The organism is Cupriavidus taiwanensis, assembly GCF_900249755.1.
Lineage (GTDB): Bacteria > Pseudomonadota > Gammaproteobacteria > Burkholderiales > Burkholderiaceae > Cupriavidus > Cupriavidus taiwanensis_D.
Window position 1 is genome coordinate 909,459 of the sequence record NZ_LT976853.1, and the last position, 17,445, is coordinate 926,903.

The following is a 17,445-nucleotide window of genomic DNA, read 5'->3' on the forward strand; positions in this document are numbered from 1 at the left end:
ATCATCCGGGCGCCGCCTCTTTCAAACCAGGGAAACATCGCTATGGGTTGGATTGCACGGGGCCTGGCGCAGGCCATGGCTGCGGCTTGCGTGATCGCGGCCGGGGGAGCACAGGCGCAGGCCGGGGCCGCGCACGCGGACCGGATCCTGGTCAACGGCACGGTGCTCACCATGGACGCCGCGGACACGGTGGCGCAGGCCATCGCCATCCGCGGCGACCGCATCGTCGCGGTGGGCGCCAACCCGAAGATCCGCCGCCTGGCCGGCCCGGCCACCGAGGTGATCGACCTGGGCGGGCGCACGGTGATTCCCGGGCTGATCGATACCCATATCCACGCGATTCGCGGCGGCCAGAGCTACGCCTTCGAGACCTACTGGTACGAGGGAGAAACCACCAGCCTGGCCGCGGGGCTGGAACAGCTGCGCAAGACCGCGCAGGCGCGCGGCCCGGGCAAGTGGGTCGCCGTGACCGGCTCGTGGCACCCTGACCAGTTCACCGAGAAGCGCGCGCCGACCGCTGCGGAGCTGACCGCGCTGCTGCCCGACAACCCGGCCTGGGTGCAGTACCTGTACGACTACGCGCTGGTCAACGCCAAGGCGATCGAGGTGCTCGGGCTCGACCAGCCCGACGCACTGCCGCCGGGCCTGCGCATGGAGCGCGACAGCGACGGCCGTGTCACCGGCCGCATCTTCGGCGCGATCCGGCCGCTGTCGGCGCTGTTCGGGCGCATTCTGGCGCAGAGCCAGGTCGATCCCAAGGCCAGCCTGCAGTCCTTTTTCAGCCGCCTGAACAGCCTGGGGGTCACCGCGCTGATCGACCCCACCGCCGGACCGGGGCCGGCGTACGATCCGCTGTTCGCGCTGTGGCGCGAAGACAGCCTGTCGCTGCGGGTCGGCTACCGCATTCCCACGCTGGTCGCGGGCAACGAGGCCGAGTGGTTCCGCAACACGCTGGCCTACCTGCCGCCGCGCCTGGGCGACGGCAAGCTGCGCTTCCTGGGGCCGGGCGAGATGCTGGTGTTCGGCATGGACGACGGCGTGAAGATGGGCCCCGGCTTCCAGCCGTCGGCGAAGGACCGCGAGGAACTGCTCAAGGTGGCGACCTTTGCCGCCAGCCGCGGCTATCCGGTCGAGATCCATGCCTATACCGACGATGCCGCCGGCGCGATCCTCGATGTCTTCGAGGAAGTGGCCAAGCGCCACGACCTGGGCAAGCTGCGCTGGGCCCTGGCCCACCTGAACACCGGCAAGCCGGAAACGTTCCGGCGCATGAAGGCGCTGGGGCTTGCCTACACGGTGCAGATGGGACCGTACTTCGAGGCCGGCGCCATCGGCCACGCCAACGACCACCACGTGGCCGAGGCCGCGCCGCCCGTGCGCCTGGCGCTGCAGCACGGGCTGAAAGTGGCCGGCGGCACCGATGCCACGCGCATCGGCATCCCCGGCGTCTGGCGCGCGCTGGAGTTCCACGTCGGCGGCTATTCGATCGGCAAGGAAGTCAGGCGCAAGGAAGACTTCCGGCTGTCGCGGCTGGAAGCGCTGCGGCTGTACACCGCGAACGCGGCGTGGATCTCATTCGACGAAGCGTCGCGCGGCACGCTGGAGGCGGGCAAGCTGGCCGACCTCGCGGTGCTGGACAAGCCTTACCTGACCGTCCCCGTCGAGGACATCCATCGCATCCGCTCGGTGCTGACGATGGTCGACGGCAAGGTGGTCCATGCCGACGGCGGGCTTTCCGCGCGCAAGGCGCGCTAGCCGCCAGCGCAGCGAAGGAAATACGGCATGCCGCACCTGACCGTCGAATACACCAGCAACCTCGCGCCGGTTGCGCGCATCGATGCCTTGCTGGCGGGACTGAGCGCGGTCCTGCTTGCGCAGGGCGGGGCGTTTGCGCCGGGCGGCATCCGTGCGCGCGCGCTCTGCCTGGAGTGCTACCGCATGGCCGACGGCAGCGGCGACGATGCCTTCGTGCACGTCACGCTGGCGATCGCGGCGGGTCGCTCGCAGGACGTGCTCGACCGGACCGTCAGCGCTTTGTTCGATACCTTGAGCGAGCATTTCGGCGAGTTATACCGGCGCCGGTATCTGGCGTTGTCGCTGGAGCTGCGAGAGTTTGGCGGGGGGTATCGGAGTCTTAACAACGTTCATCAGCGATTTGGATAGATGGGGTATTAGTGTTGGGCTTGATGCCGGTGTTGGGCATGTCGTTGTTGGTGACATGCTGTCGGCCTTTGAACCGCTGGGTTCCGCCCTGCTGGGCGGGTCACTTTTTGTCCGAGCGACAAAAAGTAACCAAAAAACGCGTCGCCTGTGCGGCTGGCAATCAATTTCGCGGCGTTGGTGATTCCAGCGGTGGTGATTTCCGTTTGGCTTGGGTGCCCGTTCGACCCTGCTAACGCTATGTGAGTTAGGGGTGGTGCCTGCGATAACCCACTATTGAACGATCCCAAACTAGGGTGTAGGCAGCCTGCTGCTGGCGTCAACGCGGGGACGCCTTCGGCTGCGCTGCGCGCCGGTCCTATCGCAGGGCGTGGGCTCTGGCATGGAACGCGTCGCTGCGCTTGCTTGGCGCTGGCAGGCCCGCAGGCCGCGGCTGCCGTGGCTGCTTCGCTGCGGAAGGCCTGACTTCATTGAGGCTCCCTGCCCTCACCCCCGGCCCCTCTCCCGCAGGCGGGAGAGGGGAGCAAACCAGTGGCAGTGGTCGCGGGCGCCGGCGGGGGCCCAGGCGGGGCGCCCTCGGGCGCCAAGCGAGCGCAGCGACGCGTTCCGTGCCAGAGCCCCCGACCTGAGATACTGCCTGCGCAGCAGCCGTAGGCGTCCCCGCGATAAGGCCGGCAGCAGGCTGCCTACGCCCTAGTTTGGGATCGTTCAATAGTCGGTTATCGAAGGCGTTGTCCCTGACTCACATAGCGTTAGCAGGGTCGAACGGGCACCCACGCCAAAGGGAAATCACCACCGCGAGAACCACCAACGCCGTGGAATTGATTGCCAGCCGCACAGGCGACGCGTTTTTTGGTTACTTTTTGTCGCTCGGACAAAAAGTGACCCGCCCAGCAGGGCGGAACCCAGCGGTTCAACAGCCGACAGCATGTCACCAACAGCGACATGCCCTAAAAAGGCATCGGGCCCAAAACCGCCAACGCCAGCAAACCCAACCACGCCCGCCAAGGACGCCATGGCATCAAAGCCAATCAGCCACCCCCACTACCCCCCATCCCCCACCTCCCCCAACACCCGACTATTCGGCCAATCCCCCTCCACCGCCAATTCCCTGGCCACCCGCCTCAGCGTCTCCATCACCGCAACCGAAGCCCGCGACGGCGGCCGCGCCGCCGCATAGCCGATCATCCGATGCAACTCCAGCCCACGAATCGGCACCGCCTGCAGCCGCTGCGCCTGCAGTTCATCCCGTATTGCCGCGGCGAAATGCACCGTCCAGCCGAACCCGCGTGCCACCAGGCGCCGGGCCACCTCGATCGATTCCACCTCCATCGTGACCTGCAGCTCCAGCCCCTGGCGTGCCGCCATCGCTTCCAGCGCCAGCCGCACCCCTGACTTGGGCACGCCGGTCAGGATCAGCGGCAGGCCCTGCAGCTGTTCGATCTCCACCGGCCCATCGCCCAGCGATGCATCGCCCCACGGGCCGATCGCGCACAGGCTCTCTGCCACCAGCGGCACCGCCGAGACCCCGGGGCTCGATACCGGCCCGCTCAGCAGCGCGACGTCGAGCGTGCCTTGCAGCAGCGCGTCCTGCAGCGCTGGTGCAAAGTTCTCCACCAGCCGCAGCCGGATCTCCGGATACTGCTCGCGCAGCGCTTCGGCCAGCGGGATGAACAGCATCGGCGCCAGCGCGGGCGTCAGTCCCAGCGCCACCAGCCCGCGCGGCGACGCCGCGAGGTCGGCGATGTCGACCTTGACCTGGTCCGCATAGCGCAGCAGGAACGACGCGCGGTCCAGCAGCACCAGCCCCTCGGGCGTGGGCGTGGCGCCGCGCACGTGGCGCTCCAGCAGCCGCACGCCAAGCTCTTCCTCGAGCAGCCGGATCTGGCGGCTGAGCGCCGGCTGGGCGATATGCAGCGCAGCCGAGGCGCGGCCGAAGTGCTGCAGCGTGGCCAGCACCTTGAAGTAGCGGAGTTGTCGGAGGTCCATGGCGTGTTGCTTCCATCGCGAGTGCGCAATCGATTGCACAAAACTTCAAAAAAAAGCGGAGCCTTCGGGGCAACCGCCTTACACGGGCTGGGTCGATGCCCGTACCACCAGTTCGGGCGCCAGCAGCGTGCGCGCCGTGGTGGCGATGCTGCCGTCCAGCGCGCCCAGCATCAGCGCGGCGGCGCGCGTGCCCATCTCGTAGAACGGCACCCGGATGGTGGTCAGCGCCGGTGACACCGCATGCATCAGCAGCATGTCGTTGTGCCCCACCACCGACAGGTCCGATGGGCAACTGCCGCCGGCGGCGCGCACGGCCGCATAGCAGCCCAGCGCCAGGAAATCATTGGCCGCCACCACGGCGGTAATGCGCTGGCGGCGCGACAGCAGTTGCGCGCATGCCTCTTGCCCCGCCGCTTCCGTATAGGCTGGCGCCCGCACCACCGGGCAGTGCGACGCGCTCAGGCCCAGCTCGGCCACTGCCTGCAGGAATCCCGCTTCGCGTTCATGGCCGGTCGACAGGCTGGAAGGGCCGGCGACATGCCCGATGCGCCGGTGGCCCAGCGCGTGCAGGTGGCCCACGGCAAGCGCCATCGCCTGGCGATGGTCGCCGACGATGCTCGATACGCGCCCGGCATCGTCGCTGCGGTTGACCATCACCAGCGGCACGCCTTGCGCCAGGCAGTGCGCCACCACCGGGTCGTTGCGCTCGGCGGTGGCCAGGATCAGGCCATCGACCTGCCGCGCCAGCAGCTGGTCGACGATAAAGGTCTGGCGCGCCTTGTCGCCGCCGGCGTTGGCCACGATCGGGATATAGCGGTGCCGCGCCAGCGCGTTCTCGATGCCGAGCACGATGGGCGGAAACACCGGGCTGCCGATGTCCGGCACCACCACGCCGATGGTGCCCGAGCGCCGCGTGCGCAGCGCCGCGGCGATGCGGTTGGGCGAGTAGTGCAGGTCCTGCGCCGCCTTCAGCACGCGCGCCACCAGTTCGTCGCCGATGCGGTGTCGGGTTTGCGGGTTGAGCACGCGCGACACCGTCGACGGATGCACGTCGAGGGCTTCGGCGATCTGCTTGATGGTGGGTTTGCTCATCGCTGGGTCGACGCGTGCGGCAGGCGCCACGCCATATCGTCTGGTTATCGGGATACCGGCAAAAAGTGGATTGGACGCAAGGCCGCGGCGGTTCCTACAATCGGCCCGGATGCCACCAGGCTTTGCGCTTGTCGTGCAATCGATTGCATTGTAATCTGCCCGGACGGCAATGCCAAGCCGCAGCCGGCACGGGCCAGCAAAAGGAGAGACAGAGATGAAAGCAGCGGTATCGCTCGCCGGCCAGGCGCCGGTGTACCAGGAGTTCGACGACCCGGTCGCCGGGCCCGGCCAGGTGGTGGTCAAGGTCGCCGCGTCAGCGCTGACGCGGCTGGACATGGCGATTGCCGAAGGCCGCCACTACATCAAGCCGGCGGCGGGCCGCTTCGTGGTGGGGCGCGAGGGCGTAGGGCGCCTCGCCGACGGGCAGCGGGTCTACTTCAACGTCAACGCGCCGCGCGCGCCGTACGGCTCGATGGCGCAGCGCGCGCTGGTCGATCCGGCGCTGACCTTCCCGGTGCCGGACGGCATCGACGACGCGCGCGCGGCGGCGCTGGGCAACGCCGGGCTCGCGGCGTGGCTGCCGCTGTCGTGGCGCGCGCGCATGCAGCCGGGCGAGACCGTGCTGGTGCTGGGCGCGACCGGCATCTCGGGGCTGCTGGCGGTGGCCGCGGCCAAGCTGCTCGGCGCCGGCCGCGTCATTGCCGCCGGGCGTGACGTGCGCGCGCTGCAGCGCGCGCGCCGGCTGGGCGCGGATGCGGTGGTGCCGCTGGACCAGCCGGGCGACCTGCGCGATGCGTATCGCAACGCGGCCGACGGCGACATCGACGTCGTGCTCGACTACCTGTGCGGCCCGCCCGCGGAAGCTGCATTGCTGGCGCTAGGCCATGGCGGGCGCCTCGTCCATATCGGTACCACCGTCGCGCCGACAATCACCTTCGCCGGCGCAGCCGCGCGCCAGGCGTGCTTCGACATCATGGGCTTCGCCTACTACCACGCGCCGATCGAGGCGCAGGCGCAGGCCTACGCCGAACTATGCCGGCATACCGCTGCCGGCCGCATGGAAATCGATATCGTCGCCGAACCGCTGGAAGCGGTCGGACGCGTGTGGGCGGCGCAGGCCAAGGGCGCGCGCCAGCGCTACGTCCTGATTCCCTGAAGGAATTCAGCGCGCCTTCGAGTCAGGCACGCGGGTCTGGTCGATCGAGGCCCCGCCGCTACCGGTGCGCGGCTTGCCGTGCAGGCCGTCGCGGTCGGCCTTGCCCGCGCTTTCCGAGGCCGGCTTGGGCTTGTCGCGGCCAGGCAGGCCGCCGGCGGTGTGCGGCTCCTTGGGCACGTCGCCGAGATCCCTGCCGAGACCGCCGGGGTTGGTCGGCGTGGCGCCCGGCGTACTGCCCGGCGCCACGCTGGCGCCGGGCGGCGGAATGGTCTGGCTGCCCTTGGGGCCCTTGTCGGTACGCACGCCGGTTTCGGGCGGCTGCGCCAGGCTGCCGCCGGCAAGCGCGCAAAGCAGCGCGACGGCTGCGGCGCGTGGGATCGTGTATCGCATCTGGGTCTCCTGATAAACGCAGGCATGCTGGTACGGCAAAAGCATTTGCCGGGCCACCTTGTGCACTGCCGTGCGGGGCGCGGCAGCGGATCGGCGCAACGCACTTTCTACAAGCACCGGCGGTAGTTACAAGGTGACGGCGGTGCCGGGTCGCGCGACTGCTGCATGCCGGGGCTGCGTGGCGCGGGAACGGAAGTTGCGCGCGCTGCAGCGTTGGCCTGCGATCGCGGCCCACCTCACCGGAGGCGTCATGAAGCACAGCAAGCACGATACGTCGAACAACCCGGCACTGGACCGGCGCCAGGGCCTGGATGACCGTGAACTGAAGGAAAACGCCGCGGACAACCAGCGTGCCCGCGAGCGCGCTCGCGCGGATTGGGAGAATGCAGCATCACACCGCAAGGACGATGAGCCGGGGCGCAAGCCCGACAAAACGGGCAAGGGCGAGATGCCCCCGGGTGTCGGCGCGCGCGACCTGCACGATCCCGGCAGCCGGGATCCCGACGCACCGCCGACCCTGAACCGGTCCTGATTGCCGGTCCTGATCGCCGGTCCCCGATCGCCTAGCCCGTCTTCACGCCGCGCGCCAGCCGCGCCGCGGCGCGCAGGCTGCGCACGATGCGCTCGAACGCCGCGGCGCGCGCCTCGTCGCTGCGCTGGCGCAGGGCAAACGAGGGGTGGTAGGTTGCTATGACCAGCCGCCCCTGATGCTCCACCGGCGTCTCCATCATGCCCGCCAGCGTCACGCTCTTGCGGCCCAGCACCGCGCGCGCCGCGGTTGCGCCGAGCGCGACCACCACCGTCGGGTGGACTTTTTCCAGCTCGCGCTCGAGCCACAGGTTGCACGCTTCGATTTCCTGCTGCGCCGGCGACTTGTGCAGCCGGCGCTTGCCGCGCCATTCGAACTTGAAGTGCTTGACCGCGTTGGTCATGAAGAGCTTGTCTCGGTCCAGCCCGGCGGCCTGCAGCGCTTCATCCAGCAGGTGTCCGGCCGGCCCGACAAAGGGCGAGCCTTGCAGGTCTTCCTGCGACCCCGGCTGTTCGCCGACCAGCATGATGCGCGCATGGACGGCGCCGGCACCGGGCACGCCCTGGGTGGCATTGCGCCACAACGGGCAACGCCGGCATTCATTCAGTTCGTCGCGGCTGACAGGCGGCTGCTTGCGCTCGGGCATGGCGGATGGCGGTAGCGCAGCGCGCGCGGGCGCTGCTGCCGGTTTGCAGCAGGTTTCGCGCCATGGCGCGGCCCGTGCCGCGGCGCCATCGGTATGGAACTTGCCTTCCCCCAAGACCCCGCGACGGCCGCGCCACCGCGTGCCGCGCCGGGAACCTTGCCTGGCTGCATCCAACGCCTGACGCCTGAACCGCGCGCATGTCCCAGACCATCCGCCCCGCTTCCCGCCGCCGCATCGCCGCGGAACTGTTCCGCGCGATCTGGCGCTTCCGCGCCCGCGTGCTGGTCGCGGTGTCCCTGCTGCTGCTGGCCAAGGCCTGCGCGGTGGCGGTGCCGCTGCTGCTCAAGCTGGTGGTCGACGAAGTCACGCCGGCCGCGGCCGGGACCGATGCGGCGCGCCTGGGGCTGGTCGGGATGCCGGTGTTCCTGGTGCTGGCCTATGCCATCCTGCGCCTGCTCGGCAACGCCTTCAGCGAACTGCGCGACGTGGTCTTTGCCTACGTGACGCAGAGCACGGTGGCGGGCTTCATGGAACGCGCCTTTGCGCACCTGCATGCGCTGGGCGCGCGCTTCCACGCGCAGCGCGCCACCGGCAGCGTGATCCGCGACCTGGAGAAAGGCACCGCGGCGATCGGCTTCCTGCTGGGCGTGGCGGTCTTCACCATCGTGCCGACGCTGATGGAGATCGTGTCGGTGCTGGCCATCATGATCGGCGCCTATGGCGCGGCCTTCGCCGCCATCATCCTGGGCGTGTTCGTGCTGTACGCCGGCTTCACCTATGTCTTCACGCAGCGGCGCATGCGGGTGCAGCGCCAGGTCAATGCGGTCGAGGCCACCACCAACAGCAAGGTGGTCGACAGCCTGCTCAACTACGACACCGTCAAGTTCTTTGCGCGCGAGTCCTTCGAGACCCGCCGGCTGGCCGAGATGCTGCAGCGCTGGGTCGGCATCAGCGTCGAGAACCAGTATGCGCTGTCGGCGCTGCATATCGGGCAAAGCCTGTGCATCGCGGTCGGGGTCGGCGCGGTGATGCTGCTGGCCACGCAGCGGGTGATCCAGGGCTCGCTGTCGGTGGGCGACCTGGTGCTGATCAACGCCTACATCATCCAGGTAGTGCTGCCGCTCAACACGCTTGGCTTTATCTTCCGCGAGTCCAACGACGCGATGACCAACGTCGAGCGGCTGTTCGCGCTGCTCGACGCGCACGGCAAGCCCGGCGAGGACAGCGACGCGCCGGCCGCGCGCCCGCTGCGCGTAAGCCGCGGCGAGATCGTGTTCGACCGCGTCAACTTCAGCTACGACCCCAGCCACCAGACCCTGTGGGACGTCAGCTTCCGTGCCGAAGCCGGCCAGACCGTGGCCGTGGTGGGCGGCAGCGGCTCGGGCAAGTCGACGCTGGCGCGGCTGCTGTTCCGGCTGTACCAGCCCGACAGCGGCAGCATCAGCATCGACGGCCAGGACCTGCGCCTGGTGACGCAGCGCAGCCTGCGCGAGCTGATCGGCATCGTGCCGCAGGACACCATCCTGTTCAACGACACCATCGCCTACAACATCGGCTACGGCCGCGAAGGCGCCACCCGCGCCGACATCGTCGCCGCGGCGCGCGCGGCGCAGCTCGACGCCTTTATCGACCGCCTGCCCGACGGCTATGAAACGCAGGTGGGCGAGCGCGGCGTGCGCCTGTCGGGCGGCGAACGCCAGCGCGTGGCGATTGCGCGCGCGATGCTGAAGCGCCCGCCCATCGTGGTGTTCGACGAGGCCACCTCGGCGCTGGACACGCGCTCGGAGCGCGCGATCCAGCAGGAGCTGTCCGAGGTCGCGCGCGGCCGCACCGCGCTGATCATCGCGCACCGGCTCTCGACCATCGTCGATGCCGACCGCATCCTGGTGATGGAGCACGGCCGCATCGTCGAAGACGGCAACCACGCCACGCTGCTGGAGCGCGGCGGCATCTACACGCAGATGTGGCAGTTGCAGCAGCAGCAGCGCGAACTGGAGCGCGCCGAACGGCGCCTGGCGCTGCAGCCGGTGCGCCTGGAGATCCTGGTGGCCAGTGTGGTCGACGGCCTGCGCGAGCTGATTGCCGAGCGCCATCTCAACCTGTTCACGGTGCAGAGCGAGGCGGAGCTGCGCGTCACCGGCGATCCGGGCGTGCTGCAGAAGGCGATCTGGGAGCTGTGCCAGCACATGATCGCCACCATAGAGCCGGGGGGGCGGCTGGAACTGCGGCTCGAGCGGCTTGACGGCCAGGCCGGCCTGCGGCTGTCGGCCACGGCGGGCGAACTGCCGCTGCCGGACGTGCAGGGCCTGCACGAATGGCTGGCCGAGCACGGCGTCACGCTGAGCGCCGACGGGCCCGCGCACGCCTACCAGCTGCTGATGCCGATGCGCGCCGTGCAGGAGCCCGAGCCGCGCCGCGCGCCCTCCGCGGCGCCAGGCGCCGAGGCCGCGCCCGAGGCGCCGGATGCGCAGGCGCTCAAGGGCCTGCGCGTGCTGCTGCTGGACGACGACGAGCCCACGCGCGAAGTGCTGAGCGCCTCGCTGGAAGACTACGGCGCCCATGCCATTGCGCAGCAGCGCGGCGACGACGTGATCGCGCTGCTGGCGGGAACGCATCCGGGGCAGTGGCCGCAGGTGCTGCTGTGCGATCTCGCGCTCGAGGAAGAGGACGGCTATACCGTGCTGCGCCGGGTGCGGCGGCTCGAAGCGCAGATGCAGGTGCCGCTGGGCAAGCGCATGACGGCGATCGCGCTGTCCGGGCACGCCGAGCCGCAGGACCGCATGCGCGCGCTGATGGCCGGGTTCCAGCTGCACCTGTCCAAGCCGGTGCGGGTGGGCGAACTGGTGGCGGCGATCCGTTCGCTGGCGGTGCGTTCGACGCAGGAAGCGTAGCGCAGCCGCGGCGGCCAACACGCCGCAGGCGCGCTGCTCGTGCCTCAGGCGCGCTCTTCGCGCAGCCGGCGGCGCAGCTTCAGCACCTCGGGCGGGATCACGCGCCGCTCCTGCCATACCCACGGCATGCCGCCCAGCACCTCGGCCACGCCGCGCCACCCCTGGCAGCGCCACAGCTGCGGCAAGGCCGCCGCGGTTTCTTCCAGCGCCACATGCCACGGCAGCCGCAGCCAGGCCGCCCAGATCGCATTGCGCGCCAGCAGCGAGCGGCGCTGCGCCGGATTGCGCAGCGGGCTGGGATGGTGGTGCACCACCAGCTGCGGCGCGTACACCAGCTGCCAGCCGTGCGCGGCCAGGTCCAGTGCCAGCAGCGTTTCCTCGCCGCCGAGGAAGAAGCGCGGATGGTAGCCGCCGGCCTGGCGGAATGCATCGGTGCGGAACGCGGTGGCGCCGGCCATCAGCCCCAGGATCGCGCGGCCGGGCAGCATCGCCGAGGGCAGGGGGCTGGCCGCCATGCGCGCGCAGGTGGGGTCTTCGCCGCGGTGCTCGCCCACCAGGATGCGCGCCGTCAGCGCGGCGACGCGCGGATGGCGCTCGAACATCGCGCACGCCGCCGACAGCGATCCCGGCGCCCACCAGCAGTCGTCATCGCAGAACGCGACATAGCGGGTGCGGGCCCAGTCCGCGCCCAGGTTGCGGCCGGCCGCGCCCAGGTTGTGCGCGCTGCGCAGCAGCGCGGCGTGCGGGAACTCGCGCCGCACCATGGCCGCGGTGCCATCGTCCGAGGCGTTGTCGACCACGGCGATGGGCGGGCGCTCCGGCAGCGCGCTCAGGCGCGCCAGCGCGGTGCGCACCGAATCGCGCCGGTTATGCGTCAGCACCACCACGCTGATGTCGCAGCCGCGCGGGCCGGCGCGCTCGGGGGAAGCGGTTGTCGAGACTGGCATGGGCATGGGCAATGGCTCAGGCCGTGTCGTCGCCGGCCGGCTGCAGCAGCCAGTAGCGTTCCGGCGCGCACAGGTCGCACAGCTTGTCTTCGCTGAACAGCTGCAGCTGGCTCTGGTAGGCGTTGAGCGCATAGCTCTTCTGCGTCAGGTACTGCGTCACCGGCAGGTTGACGGGCGTCGCGCGCAGGCCGCTGTCGCGGCATTGCACCAGCCGTTGCTGCAGCAGGCCGGGCATGCGGCGGTAGATCGCGTCCTCGTAGTAGAGCCATTGCACGGAGGGGGGCGCCGTGGCGGAGGCGCTGGCCGATGCCGCGCTCCACGCCGGGCCGCGCGCGTGCGCGGCCAGCATCAGCAGGCGGCAGGCGTCATGCACCAGGGCATGGTCGGAATGGAACAGCCCGAGCGGGGCCACCACCACGCCCTCGGTCTGCGTCAGCAGCACGGTGTGCAGCGCGTCGGCAAGCTGCTGGGGGGTGTAGCGGCGGCCATACTGGCTGTCCCAGAACTCCAGCCACACCGCATGCGCGCCCAGCATGGTCAGCGCGTGGTTGTCCTCGCGCCGGCGCGACAGCACCGCCTGCTCGGCGCTGGCAAAGCCGGCGGCCTGGTCCCAGTCGGGGGCCGGCATGTTCGCCGGCGGCACGCCCGCGAACACCGTCACCACGCGCGCCGCGCGCGCGGCCGCGATCAGCCCGCCGCAGCTGAACACGGCATCGTCCAGGTGCGGCGAGATCACGGTCACCGCGGCGGCGAGATCGACCACCATCGCCGTGCCCATGCCGCCCCCTCGCGCGCTCCGGCACGCCGTCAACTGAGTGCGGCACGCGCTTCGCGCGCGGTGGCCGACACCGGCACCACGTTGCCCGGCGCGCCTGCGGCATGCGCCTGCGCGGCGAGCCGCGCGGCAAAGTAATCGACGGTGCGGCGCAGGCCGTCTTCCAGCGTGGTGTGCGGCTCCCAGCCCAGCAGCTGGCGCGCCAGCGTAATGTCCGGGCAGCGCTGGTGCGGGTCGTCGGCCGGCAGCGGGCGCATCTCGATCGCCGACTGCGAACCGGTGGCGCGCAGCACCGCCTGCGCAATCTGCAGCATGGTGGTCTCGCACGGGTTGCCAAGGTTGACCGGCTTGCCGCTCGCGGGCGCCTCCATCAGGCGCACCAGCGCGTCGACCATGTCGTCGACATAGCAGAAGGCACGCGTCTGCGCGCCGTCGCCGTAAACCGTCAGCGGCTGCCCGGCCAGCGCCTGCGTGATGAAGTTCGACACCACGCGGCCATCGGCCGGATGCATGCGCGGCCCGTACGTGTTGAAGATGCGCGCGATGCGCACGTCCAGCCCGTGCTGGCGGTGGTAGTCCATGAACAGCGTCTCGGCGCAGCGCTTGCCTTCGTCGTAGCAGGAACGGATGCCCACCGGGTTGACATGGCCCCAGTACCCTTCCTGCTGCGGATGGTGCTCGGGGTCGCCATAGACTTCGCTGGTCGAGGCCTGCAGGATGCGCGCCCTGAGCCGTTTGGCCAGGCCCAGCATGTTGATCGCGCCGTTGACGCTGGTCTTGGTGGTCTGCACCGGGTCGTGCTGGTAATGCACCGGCGAGGCCGGGCACGCCAGGTTGTAGATCTCGTCGACCTCCACATACAGCGGGAAGGTGACGTCGTGGCGCAGCAGCTCGAAATTGGTCCGGCCCAGCAGGTGCGCGATGTTCTCCTTGGTGCCGGTGTAGAAGTTGTCTACGCACAGCACGTCCTGCCCGGCGCGCACCAGCCGCTCGCACAGGTGCGAGCCGAGGAATCCCGCGCCACCGGTGACCAGGATGCGCTTGCGATCGCTTTCCTTCATTTCCGCTCTCCTTGCATTGGCTTGCTTGTGCGGGCGTGCCGCCGTGCGCCGTCAGGCCGCGACGCGGCGGGCCCCGGCCTGCACCACCGGCGCGCCGGCGCAGACGCGCGCATAGACCGCCTCCATCTGGCGCGCCACGCCGGCCCAGGTGAAATGCGCCTGCGCGCGGCGCCGGCCCGCTTCGCCCAGCTTGCGCGCCAGCGCAGGATTGGCGGCGAGTTGCGCCAGCCGCGCCGCCAGTGCCGCCGGCGCCTTGGGCGGCACCAGGAAGCCGGTGTGCCCGTCGACCACCGTGGAGCGGATGCCGCCAACGTTGGCGCCGATCACCGGCGCGCCGCACGCCATCGCTTCCACCGGCGTGATGCCGAAGGGCTCGTACCACGGCGTGGTCACGAACACGTCGGCAGCGCTGTAGAACAGGCGCAGCGTGTCGCGCCCGCGCCGGCCGGTGAACACCACGCGTTCGGCCACGCCCTCGGCGCTGGCCACGTCCTGCAGCCGGCCGATTTCCGGCGTGGCCTGCACGCTGGGCTGGTCGGCATTGCCGCCGACCACGTACAAGGTGGCGTCGAGGCCGGTGTCGCGGCGCAGGCAGCCCAGCGCGCGGATCACGTTGTCGATGCCCTTGCGCGGCACCAGCCGGCCCAGCTGCAGCACGCGGAAGCCGTGCAGCGGCCAGCCCAGTGCGCGCCGCGCCGCGTCGCGCGGCACCGGCGCGAACTCGTCGGCGTCGAAGCCGCACGGCACGGTCTGCACGCGCGCGGGGTCGGCGCTGTACAGGTTGACGAGATCGTCCAGGTCCTGCGGACACTCCGCCACCACGCAGTCGGCCTCGCGCACCAGCGTGTCCTCGATGCCGAAGCGGTCGTCGGGGAAGCCGTCGGTGCTGCCCTGGTGCAACCTGCGCACCTTGCCCAGCGCGTGGAAGGTCATCACCAGCGGGATGCCGAGCGTGTGGCGCGCGCGCAGCGCCGCCAGCCCCGACATGAAGAAGTTGGCATGGAGCACGTCATAGCCGATGGCATCGCGGCGCACGAAGTCGGCCAGGAACGCGCCGAAATCTTCCATATAGGGCAGCAGCTGTTCCTTCGGGATCTGCACCGGCGGCCCCGCAGTGACGTGGATCACGCGCACGTTGGGTGCGAACGCCACCACCTCGGGCAATAGCGCCTTGTCGCGACGCGTGAACACATCGACCTGGTAGCCGCGGCTGCCAAGCTGCCTTGCAAGATGCGCCACATAGATGTTCTGGCCGCCGCAGTCGGTGCTGCCGACACTGGCGAGTGGCGAGGCATGTTCGCTGATCAGCGCGATCTTGCGCATGGTGGGCTCCGGTGTTGTTGCGGCCGTGCCCGCAATGCGGACAGGGGCTGGGAGGTGGTGGCCCCTGCAGCTAGCGTGCCAATGCAACGCGGGCCGCCACGCCCGTCGCGATTCGAAACGCGGAACCGATGGAGAAGCGATATAGCGGTTCTCCGCCTGCATGCAGCACCGCATAGCGCAGAAGACGCACCACGGGCGCCGTCCGGGGTTTTGGTCATTCTTACGCCGCCCCTTTGTAATTTGCGCTTACGGATTTTTCCTTTGCTGACCCGCGTTGCGCAGCGTTGCAACCGGCCCGATGTTTGCTGCGTCGATGGCGCTCATGCAGGTCTTGCTGCACGCGCTGCCGCGGCCTGCCGTCCAACCATCGATGGAGTTGCCCATGCCCATGACCCCCGATGCGGGCCTGCCGCCCCGCGCCTCCCAGACCGGTGCCAGCCGCTTCAGCGATCCAGCCGCGGCGCGGCGCGCGGTCGAACTGGCGTTGCCGATGCTGCAAGCCTCGCTGCGCGACAAGGCCGTCGGCGAAAGCGGCTGCATGCATGTCGTCGTGATGGATCCGACGCTGCAGCCGGGAGATTGCGCCTTCGAGGAAGCGATCCTCTATGAGCATTCGCTGCCGTCGCGCGAGGCCTGGGACGCGGACTACAGCCGCTATGCGCGCGCCAAGGCGAGCCTGAGCTGGCGCACCGGCATGGCCAGCGCGCAGGTGGTCCACTGCAGCCCGCACCGGCTGCGCAGCGACGACACGCTGCTCGGCGGTGCCGCCGTGGTGGACGGCATCGTGGTCGCCGTCAGCGGTGCCAACGCCTGGTACGACGAGGCCTTTGCCGGCTGCGTGGCGATGCTGCTGCGGGCCGTGGCGCAGGGAGCCTGCACGCGCGCGCAACCGGCACGCTGATGGCGGCATGCGCAGGTTCGGCTGACCGTTGGCACACATTTCGCACCGGCAGCAAGCCTGCGCACCAACAGACCCGTGTCCTGGACGCAGCTTGCCGCGGGCGCCAGGGCACCAGCGCCGATGTCCGATTCGTTGTCCGAATCGCCGTCCTCCACCCACCGATCGCCAGGGAACCACCATGCAAACCTCGCCTCCGCCACGACCCGCCGCACACACCGAGACCGCCATGCCGCTGCAGGACCGCACCTACCTGGTCAGCGGCGCGGGCAGGGGGCTCGGCGCCGCCATCTGCCGCACGCTGAGCGCTGCCGGCGCTGCCGTGATCGTGGCCGATATCGACGACAAGCTGGCGCACGACAGCGCCGGCGGGCTGGCCGAGGCCGGCGCGCAGGCGTGGCCGCTGCACCTGGATGTCGCCGACCCCGCTTCCGTGCGCGCTGCCTTCGAAGCCGTGCGTGCGCGCGGGGCCCGTCTCGACGGCATCGTCAACAACGCCGCCATCGACATCACGCTGCCGGTGGACGAGGTCGATGCCGAGACCTGGCGCAAGGTGCTGATGGTCAACCTGTACGGTCCCTACCTGATGGCGCATGCCGCCGTGCCGCTGCTGAAGGCGCAGGGCGGGGGGCATATCGTCAATATTGCCTCGACCGCGTCCAAGCGCGCGTGGCCCAATGCCTCGGCCTACCACGCCACCAAGTGGGGCCTGCTGGGCTTCTCGCACGCGCTGCATGCGGAACTGCGGCCGCACGGGATCAAGGTGTCGGCGATCGTCGCGGGCGGCATGCGCACGCCGTTCCTGCTCGACCGCTTTCCCGATATCGACCAGGGCAACCTGCAGGATCCGGCCAATGTCGCCAACGCGGTGCGCTTCGTGCTGACGCAGCCGGAAGAAACCGTGATCCCGGAGCTGATGGTGCTGCCGATGAAGGAGACCTCGTGGCCATGAGCTGCGCAAGCGCACACCCGCTCGGCGCCGCCGTGCTGCTCGACAAGGACGGCACGGTGCTGCAGGACGTGCCCTACAACGTCGATCCGGCGCGCATGCGGCTTGCGCCAGGCGCCGCCGCCGCGCTGCGGCTGCTGGGCGGGCTGGGCCTGCCGCTGGTGGTGGTGACCAACCAGCCCGGCGTGGCCCATGGCCTGCACACCGAGGCCGAGCTGGCGCCGGTGCGCGAACGGCTGGCGGCCATGTTCGCCGAGCATGGCGCCGCGCTCGCCGGCTTCCTCTATTGCCCGCATCATCCCGACGGGCAGGTGGCGCCGTACGCGCGCGCGTGCCTGTGCCGCAAGCCCATGCCCGGGCTGCTGCTGCAGGCGGCCGCGGCGTTGCGGCTCGACCTGGCGCGGTCATGGATGATCGGCGACATCCTCAACGACGTCGAGGCCGGCAACCGCGCGGGCTGCACTACCGTGCTGGTCGACTGCGGCAACGAGACCGAATGGCAGCTCTCGCCCGTGCGCCAGGCCGACTACGTGGTGCCCACGCTCGACGCCGCCGCGCGCCTGGTCGTTGCGCGCACCCGGGCCGCGGCGCATGCCGCGCCGGCCGGGGCACCGTGCCATGCGGAGGCGCCATGAACTG

At 70.2% G+C, this 17,445-nt stretch carries 17 protein-coding genes; 8 read left to right on the forward strand and 9 right to left on the reverse strand.

All coding sequences use genetic code 11. The features are described 5' to 3' along the window. The first annotated feature begins 42 nt into the window (after positions 1-42). Positions 43-1,755 (forward strand): amidohydrolase, encoded by a 1,713-nt coding sequence (locus CBM2594_RS04150; RefSeq protein WP_116355733.1) that lies wholly within the window; start codon positions 43-45, stop codon positions 1,753-1,755. Positions 1,756-1,782: 27 nt separating this feature from the next. Beyond that, positions 1,783-2,163, forward strand: a complete 381-nt coding sequence (locus tag CBM2594_RS04155; protein ID WP_116355734.1) for a 5-carboxymethyl-2-hydroxymuconate Delta-isomerase — start codon at positions 1,783-1,785, stop codon at positions 2,161-2,163. Between the two features lie 1,041 nt (positions 2,164-3,204). Here CBM2594_RS04155 and CBM2594_RS04160 read toward each other — a convergent pair. Both CBM2594_RS04160 and CBM2594_RS04165 read right to left on the reverse strand, forming a co-directional pair. Beyond that, positions 3,205-4,149: a LysR family transcriptional regulator gene (locus CBM2594_RS04160; RefSeq protein ID WP_116355735.1), complete on the reverse strand. Its 945-nt coding sequence runs from the start codon at positions 4,147-4,149 to the stop codon at positions 3,205-3,207. Positions 4,150-4,227: 78 nt separating this feature from the next. Further along, positions 4,228-5,241: a LacI family DNA-binding transcriptional regulator gene (locus CBM2594_RS04165; protein WP_116355736.1), complete on the reverse strand. Its 1,014-nt coding sequence runs from the start codon at positions 5,239-5,241 to the stop codon at positions 4,228-4,230. A gap of 214 nt (positions 5,242-5,455) precedes the next feature. Here CBM2594_RS04165 and CBM2594_RS04170 point away from each other — a divergent pair, with 214 nt between their 5' ends. Beyond that, complete coding sequence (locus tag CBM2594_RS04170) at positions 5,456-6,397, forward strand: zinc-binding dehydrogenase (RefSeq protein WP_116355737.1); 942 nt, start codon at positions 5,456-5,458, stop codon at positions 6,395-6,397. 6 nt (positions 6,398-6,403) lie between these two features. On the opposite strand, the gene CBM2594_RS04175 is transcribed toward CBM2594_RS04170, so the two are convergent. Further along, a complete protein-coding gene (locus CBM2594_RS04175; protein ID WP_116355738.1) occupies positions 6,404-6,787 on the reverse strand; it encodes a hypothetical protein in 384 nt (127 codons plus the stop codon). 250 nt (positions 6,788-7,037) lie between these two features. Here CBM2594_RS04175 and CBM2594_RS04180 point away from each other — a divergent pair, with 250 nt between their 5' ends. After that, the gene (locus tag CBM2594_RS04180) at positions 7,038-7,319 is read left to right on the forward strand and encodes a hypothetical protein (RefSeq protein WP_116355739.1); all 282 of its coding nucleotides are present in this window, start codon (positions 7,038-7,040) and stop codon (positions 7,317-7,319) included. 31 nt (positions 7,320-7,350) lie between these two features. Here the strand turns inward: CBM2594_RS04180 and CBM2594_RS04185 are convergent, their stop codons facing one another. Beyond that, complete coding sequence (locus CBM2594_RS04185; RefSeq protein ID WP_116355740.1) at positions 7,351-7,962, reverse strand: UdgX family uracil-DNA binding protein; 612 nt, start codon at positions 7,960-7,962, stop codon at positions 7,351-7,353. 197 nt (positions 7,963-8,159) lie between these two features. Between CBM2594_RS04185 and CBM2594_RS04190 the strand changes: the two genes are divergently transcribed. Beyond that, positions 8,160-10,853 carry an ABC transporter transmembrane domain-containing protein gene (locus CBM2594_RS04190; RefSeq protein ID WP_116355741.1) on the forward strand — a complete coding sequence of 898 codons (2,694 nt, stop codon included), beginning with the start codon at positions 8,160-8,162 and terminating at the stop codon, positions 10,851-10,853. 44 nt (positions 10,854-10,897) lie between these two features. On the opposite strand, the gene CBM2594_RS04195 is transcribed toward CBM2594_RS04190, so the two are convergent. From CBM2594_RS04195 to CBM2594_RS04215, 5 genes are all read right to left on the reverse strand, one after another. After that, complete coding sequence (locus CBM2594_RS04195; RefSeq protein ID WP_441306986.1) at positions 10,898-11,806, reverse strand: glycosyltransferase family 2 protein; 909 nt, start codon at positions 11,804-11,806, stop codon at positions 10,898-10,900. Between the two features lie 10 nt (positions 11,807-11,816). Then, a complete protein-coding gene (locus CBM2594_RS04200; protein WP_116355742.1) occupies positions 11,817-12,578 on the reverse strand; it encodes a PIG-L deacetylase family protein in 762 nt (253 codons plus the stop codon). Between the two features lie 29 nt (positions 12,579-12,607). Beyond that, positions 12,608-13,636 carry a UDP-glucuronic acid decarboxylase family protein gene (locus CBM2594_RS04205; RefSeq protein ID WP_116355743.1) on the reverse strand — a complete coding sequence of 343 codons (1,029 nt, stop codon included), beginning with the start codon at positions 13,634-13,636 and terminating at the stop codon, positions 12,608-12,610. Positions 13,637-13,687: 51 nt separating this feature from the next. Beyond that, positions 13,688-14,959, reverse strand: a complete 1,272-nt coding sequence (locus CBM2594_RS04210; protein WP_116355744.1) for a glycosyltransferase family 4 protein — start codon at positions 14,957-14,959, stop codon at positions 13,688-13,690. A 246-nt stretch (positions 14,960-15,205) separates the two neighbouring features. Then, positions 15,206-15,343: a hypothetical protein gene (locus CBM2594_RS04215; protein WP_174078624.1), complete on the reverse strand. Its 138-nt coding sequence runs from the start codon at positions 15,341-15,343 to the stop codon at positions 15,206-15,208. A gap of 4 nt (positions 15,344-15,347) precedes the next feature. Here CBM2594_RS04215 and CBM2594_RS04220 point away from each other — a divergent pair, with 4 nt between their 5' ends. The 3 genes from CBM2594_RS04220 to CBM2594_RS04230 all read left to right on the forward strand — a co-directional run bounded on the left by CBM2594_RS04220 (position 15,348) and on the right by CBM2594_RS04230 (position 17,441). After that, a complete protein-coding gene (locus CBM2594_RS04220; protein WP_116357678.1) occupies positions 15,348-15,860 on the forward strand; it encodes a hypothetical protein in 513 nt (170 codons plus the stop codon). Between the two features lie 178 nt (positions 15,861-16,038). Next, entirely contained in the window at positions 16,039-16,809 is a 771-nt protein-coding gene (locus tag CBM2594_RS04225; RefSeq protein ID WP_373457565.1) for an SDR family oxidoreductase, read from the forward strand. Continuing rightward, entirely contained in the window at positions 16,806-17,441 is a 636-nt protein-coding gene (locus CBM2594_RS04230) for an HAD-IIIA family hydrolase (RefSeq protein ID WP_116355746.1), read from the forward strand. Before CBM2594_RS04225 ends, CBM2594_RS04230 begins: the two co-directional genes overlap by 4 nt. Positions 17,442-17,445: the final 4 nt, after the last annotated feature.

Bases quoted from the DNA above. Each gene is read 5' to 3' on its own strand.
- CBM2594_RS04150 (WP_116355733.1), top strand. From the start codon at position 43: ATGGGTTGGATTGCACGGGGCCTGGCGCAGGCCATGGCTGCGGCTTGC.
- CBM2594_RS04155 (WP_116355734.1), top strand. From the start codon at position 1,783: ATGCCGCACCTGACCGTCGAATACACCAGCAACCTCGCGCCGGTTGCG.
- CBM2594_RS04160 (WP_116355735.1), bottom strand. From the start codon at position 4,149: ATGGACCTCCGACAACTCCGCTACTTCAAGGTGCTGGCCACGCTGCAG.
- CBM2594_RS04165 (WP_116355736.1), bottom strand. From the start codon at position 5,241: ATGAGCAAACCCACCATCAAGCAGATCGCCGAAGCCCTCGACGTGCAT.
- CBM2594_RS04170 (WP_116355737.1), top strand. From the start codon at position 5,456: ATGAAAGCAGCGGTATCGCTCGCCGGCCAGGCGCCGGTGTACCAGGAG.
- CBM2594_RS04175 (WP_116355738.1), bottom strand. From the start codon at position 6,787: ATGCGATACACGATCCCACGCGCCGCAGCCGTCGCGCTGCTTTGCGCG.
- CBM2594_RS04180 (WP_116355739.1), top strand. From the start codon at position 7,038: ATGAAGCACAGCAAGCACGATACGTCGAACAACCCGGCACTGGACCGG.
- CBM2594_RS04185 (WP_116355740.1), bottom strand. From the start codon at position 7,962: ATGCCCGAGCGCAAGCAGCCGCCTGTCAGCCGCGACGAACTGAATGAA.
- CBM2594_RS04190 (WP_116355741.1), top strand. From the start codon at position 8,160: ATGTCCCAGACCATCCGCCCCGCTTCCCGCCGCCGCATCGCCGCGGAA.
- CBM2594_RS04195 (WP_441306986.1), bottom strand. From the start codon at position 11,806: ATGCCCATGCCAGTCTCGACAACCGCTTCCCCCGAGCGCGCCGGCCCG.
- CBM2594_RS04200 (WP_116355742.1), bottom strand. From the start codon at position 12,578: ATGGGCACGGCGATGGTGGTCGATCTCGCCGCCGCGGTGACCGTGATC.
- CBM2594_RS04205 (WP_116355743.1), bottom strand. From the start codon at position 13,636: ATGAAGGAAAGCGATCGCAAGCGCATCCTGGTCACCGGTGGCGCGGGA.
- CBM2594_RS04210 (WP_116355744.1), bottom strand. From the start codon at position 14,959: ATGCGCAAGATCGCGCTGATCAGCGAACATGCCTCGCCACTCGCCAGT.
- CBM2594_RS04215 (WP_174078624.1), bottom strand. From the start codon at position 15,343: ATGGGCAACTCCATCGATGGTTGGACGGCAGGCCGCGGCAGCGCGTGC.
- CBM2594_RS04220 (WP_116357678.1), top strand. From the start codon at position 15,348: ATGACCCCCGATGCGGGCCTGCCGCCCCGCGCCTCCCAGACCGGTGCC.
- CBM2594_RS04225 (WP_373457565.1), top strand. From the start codon at position 16,039: ATGCAAACCTCGCCTCCGCCACGACCCGCCGCACACACCGAGACCGCC.
- CBM2594_RS04230 (WP_116355746.1), top strand. From the start codon at position 16,806: ATGAGCTGCGCAAGCGCACACCCGCTCGGCGCCGCCGTGCTGCTCGAC.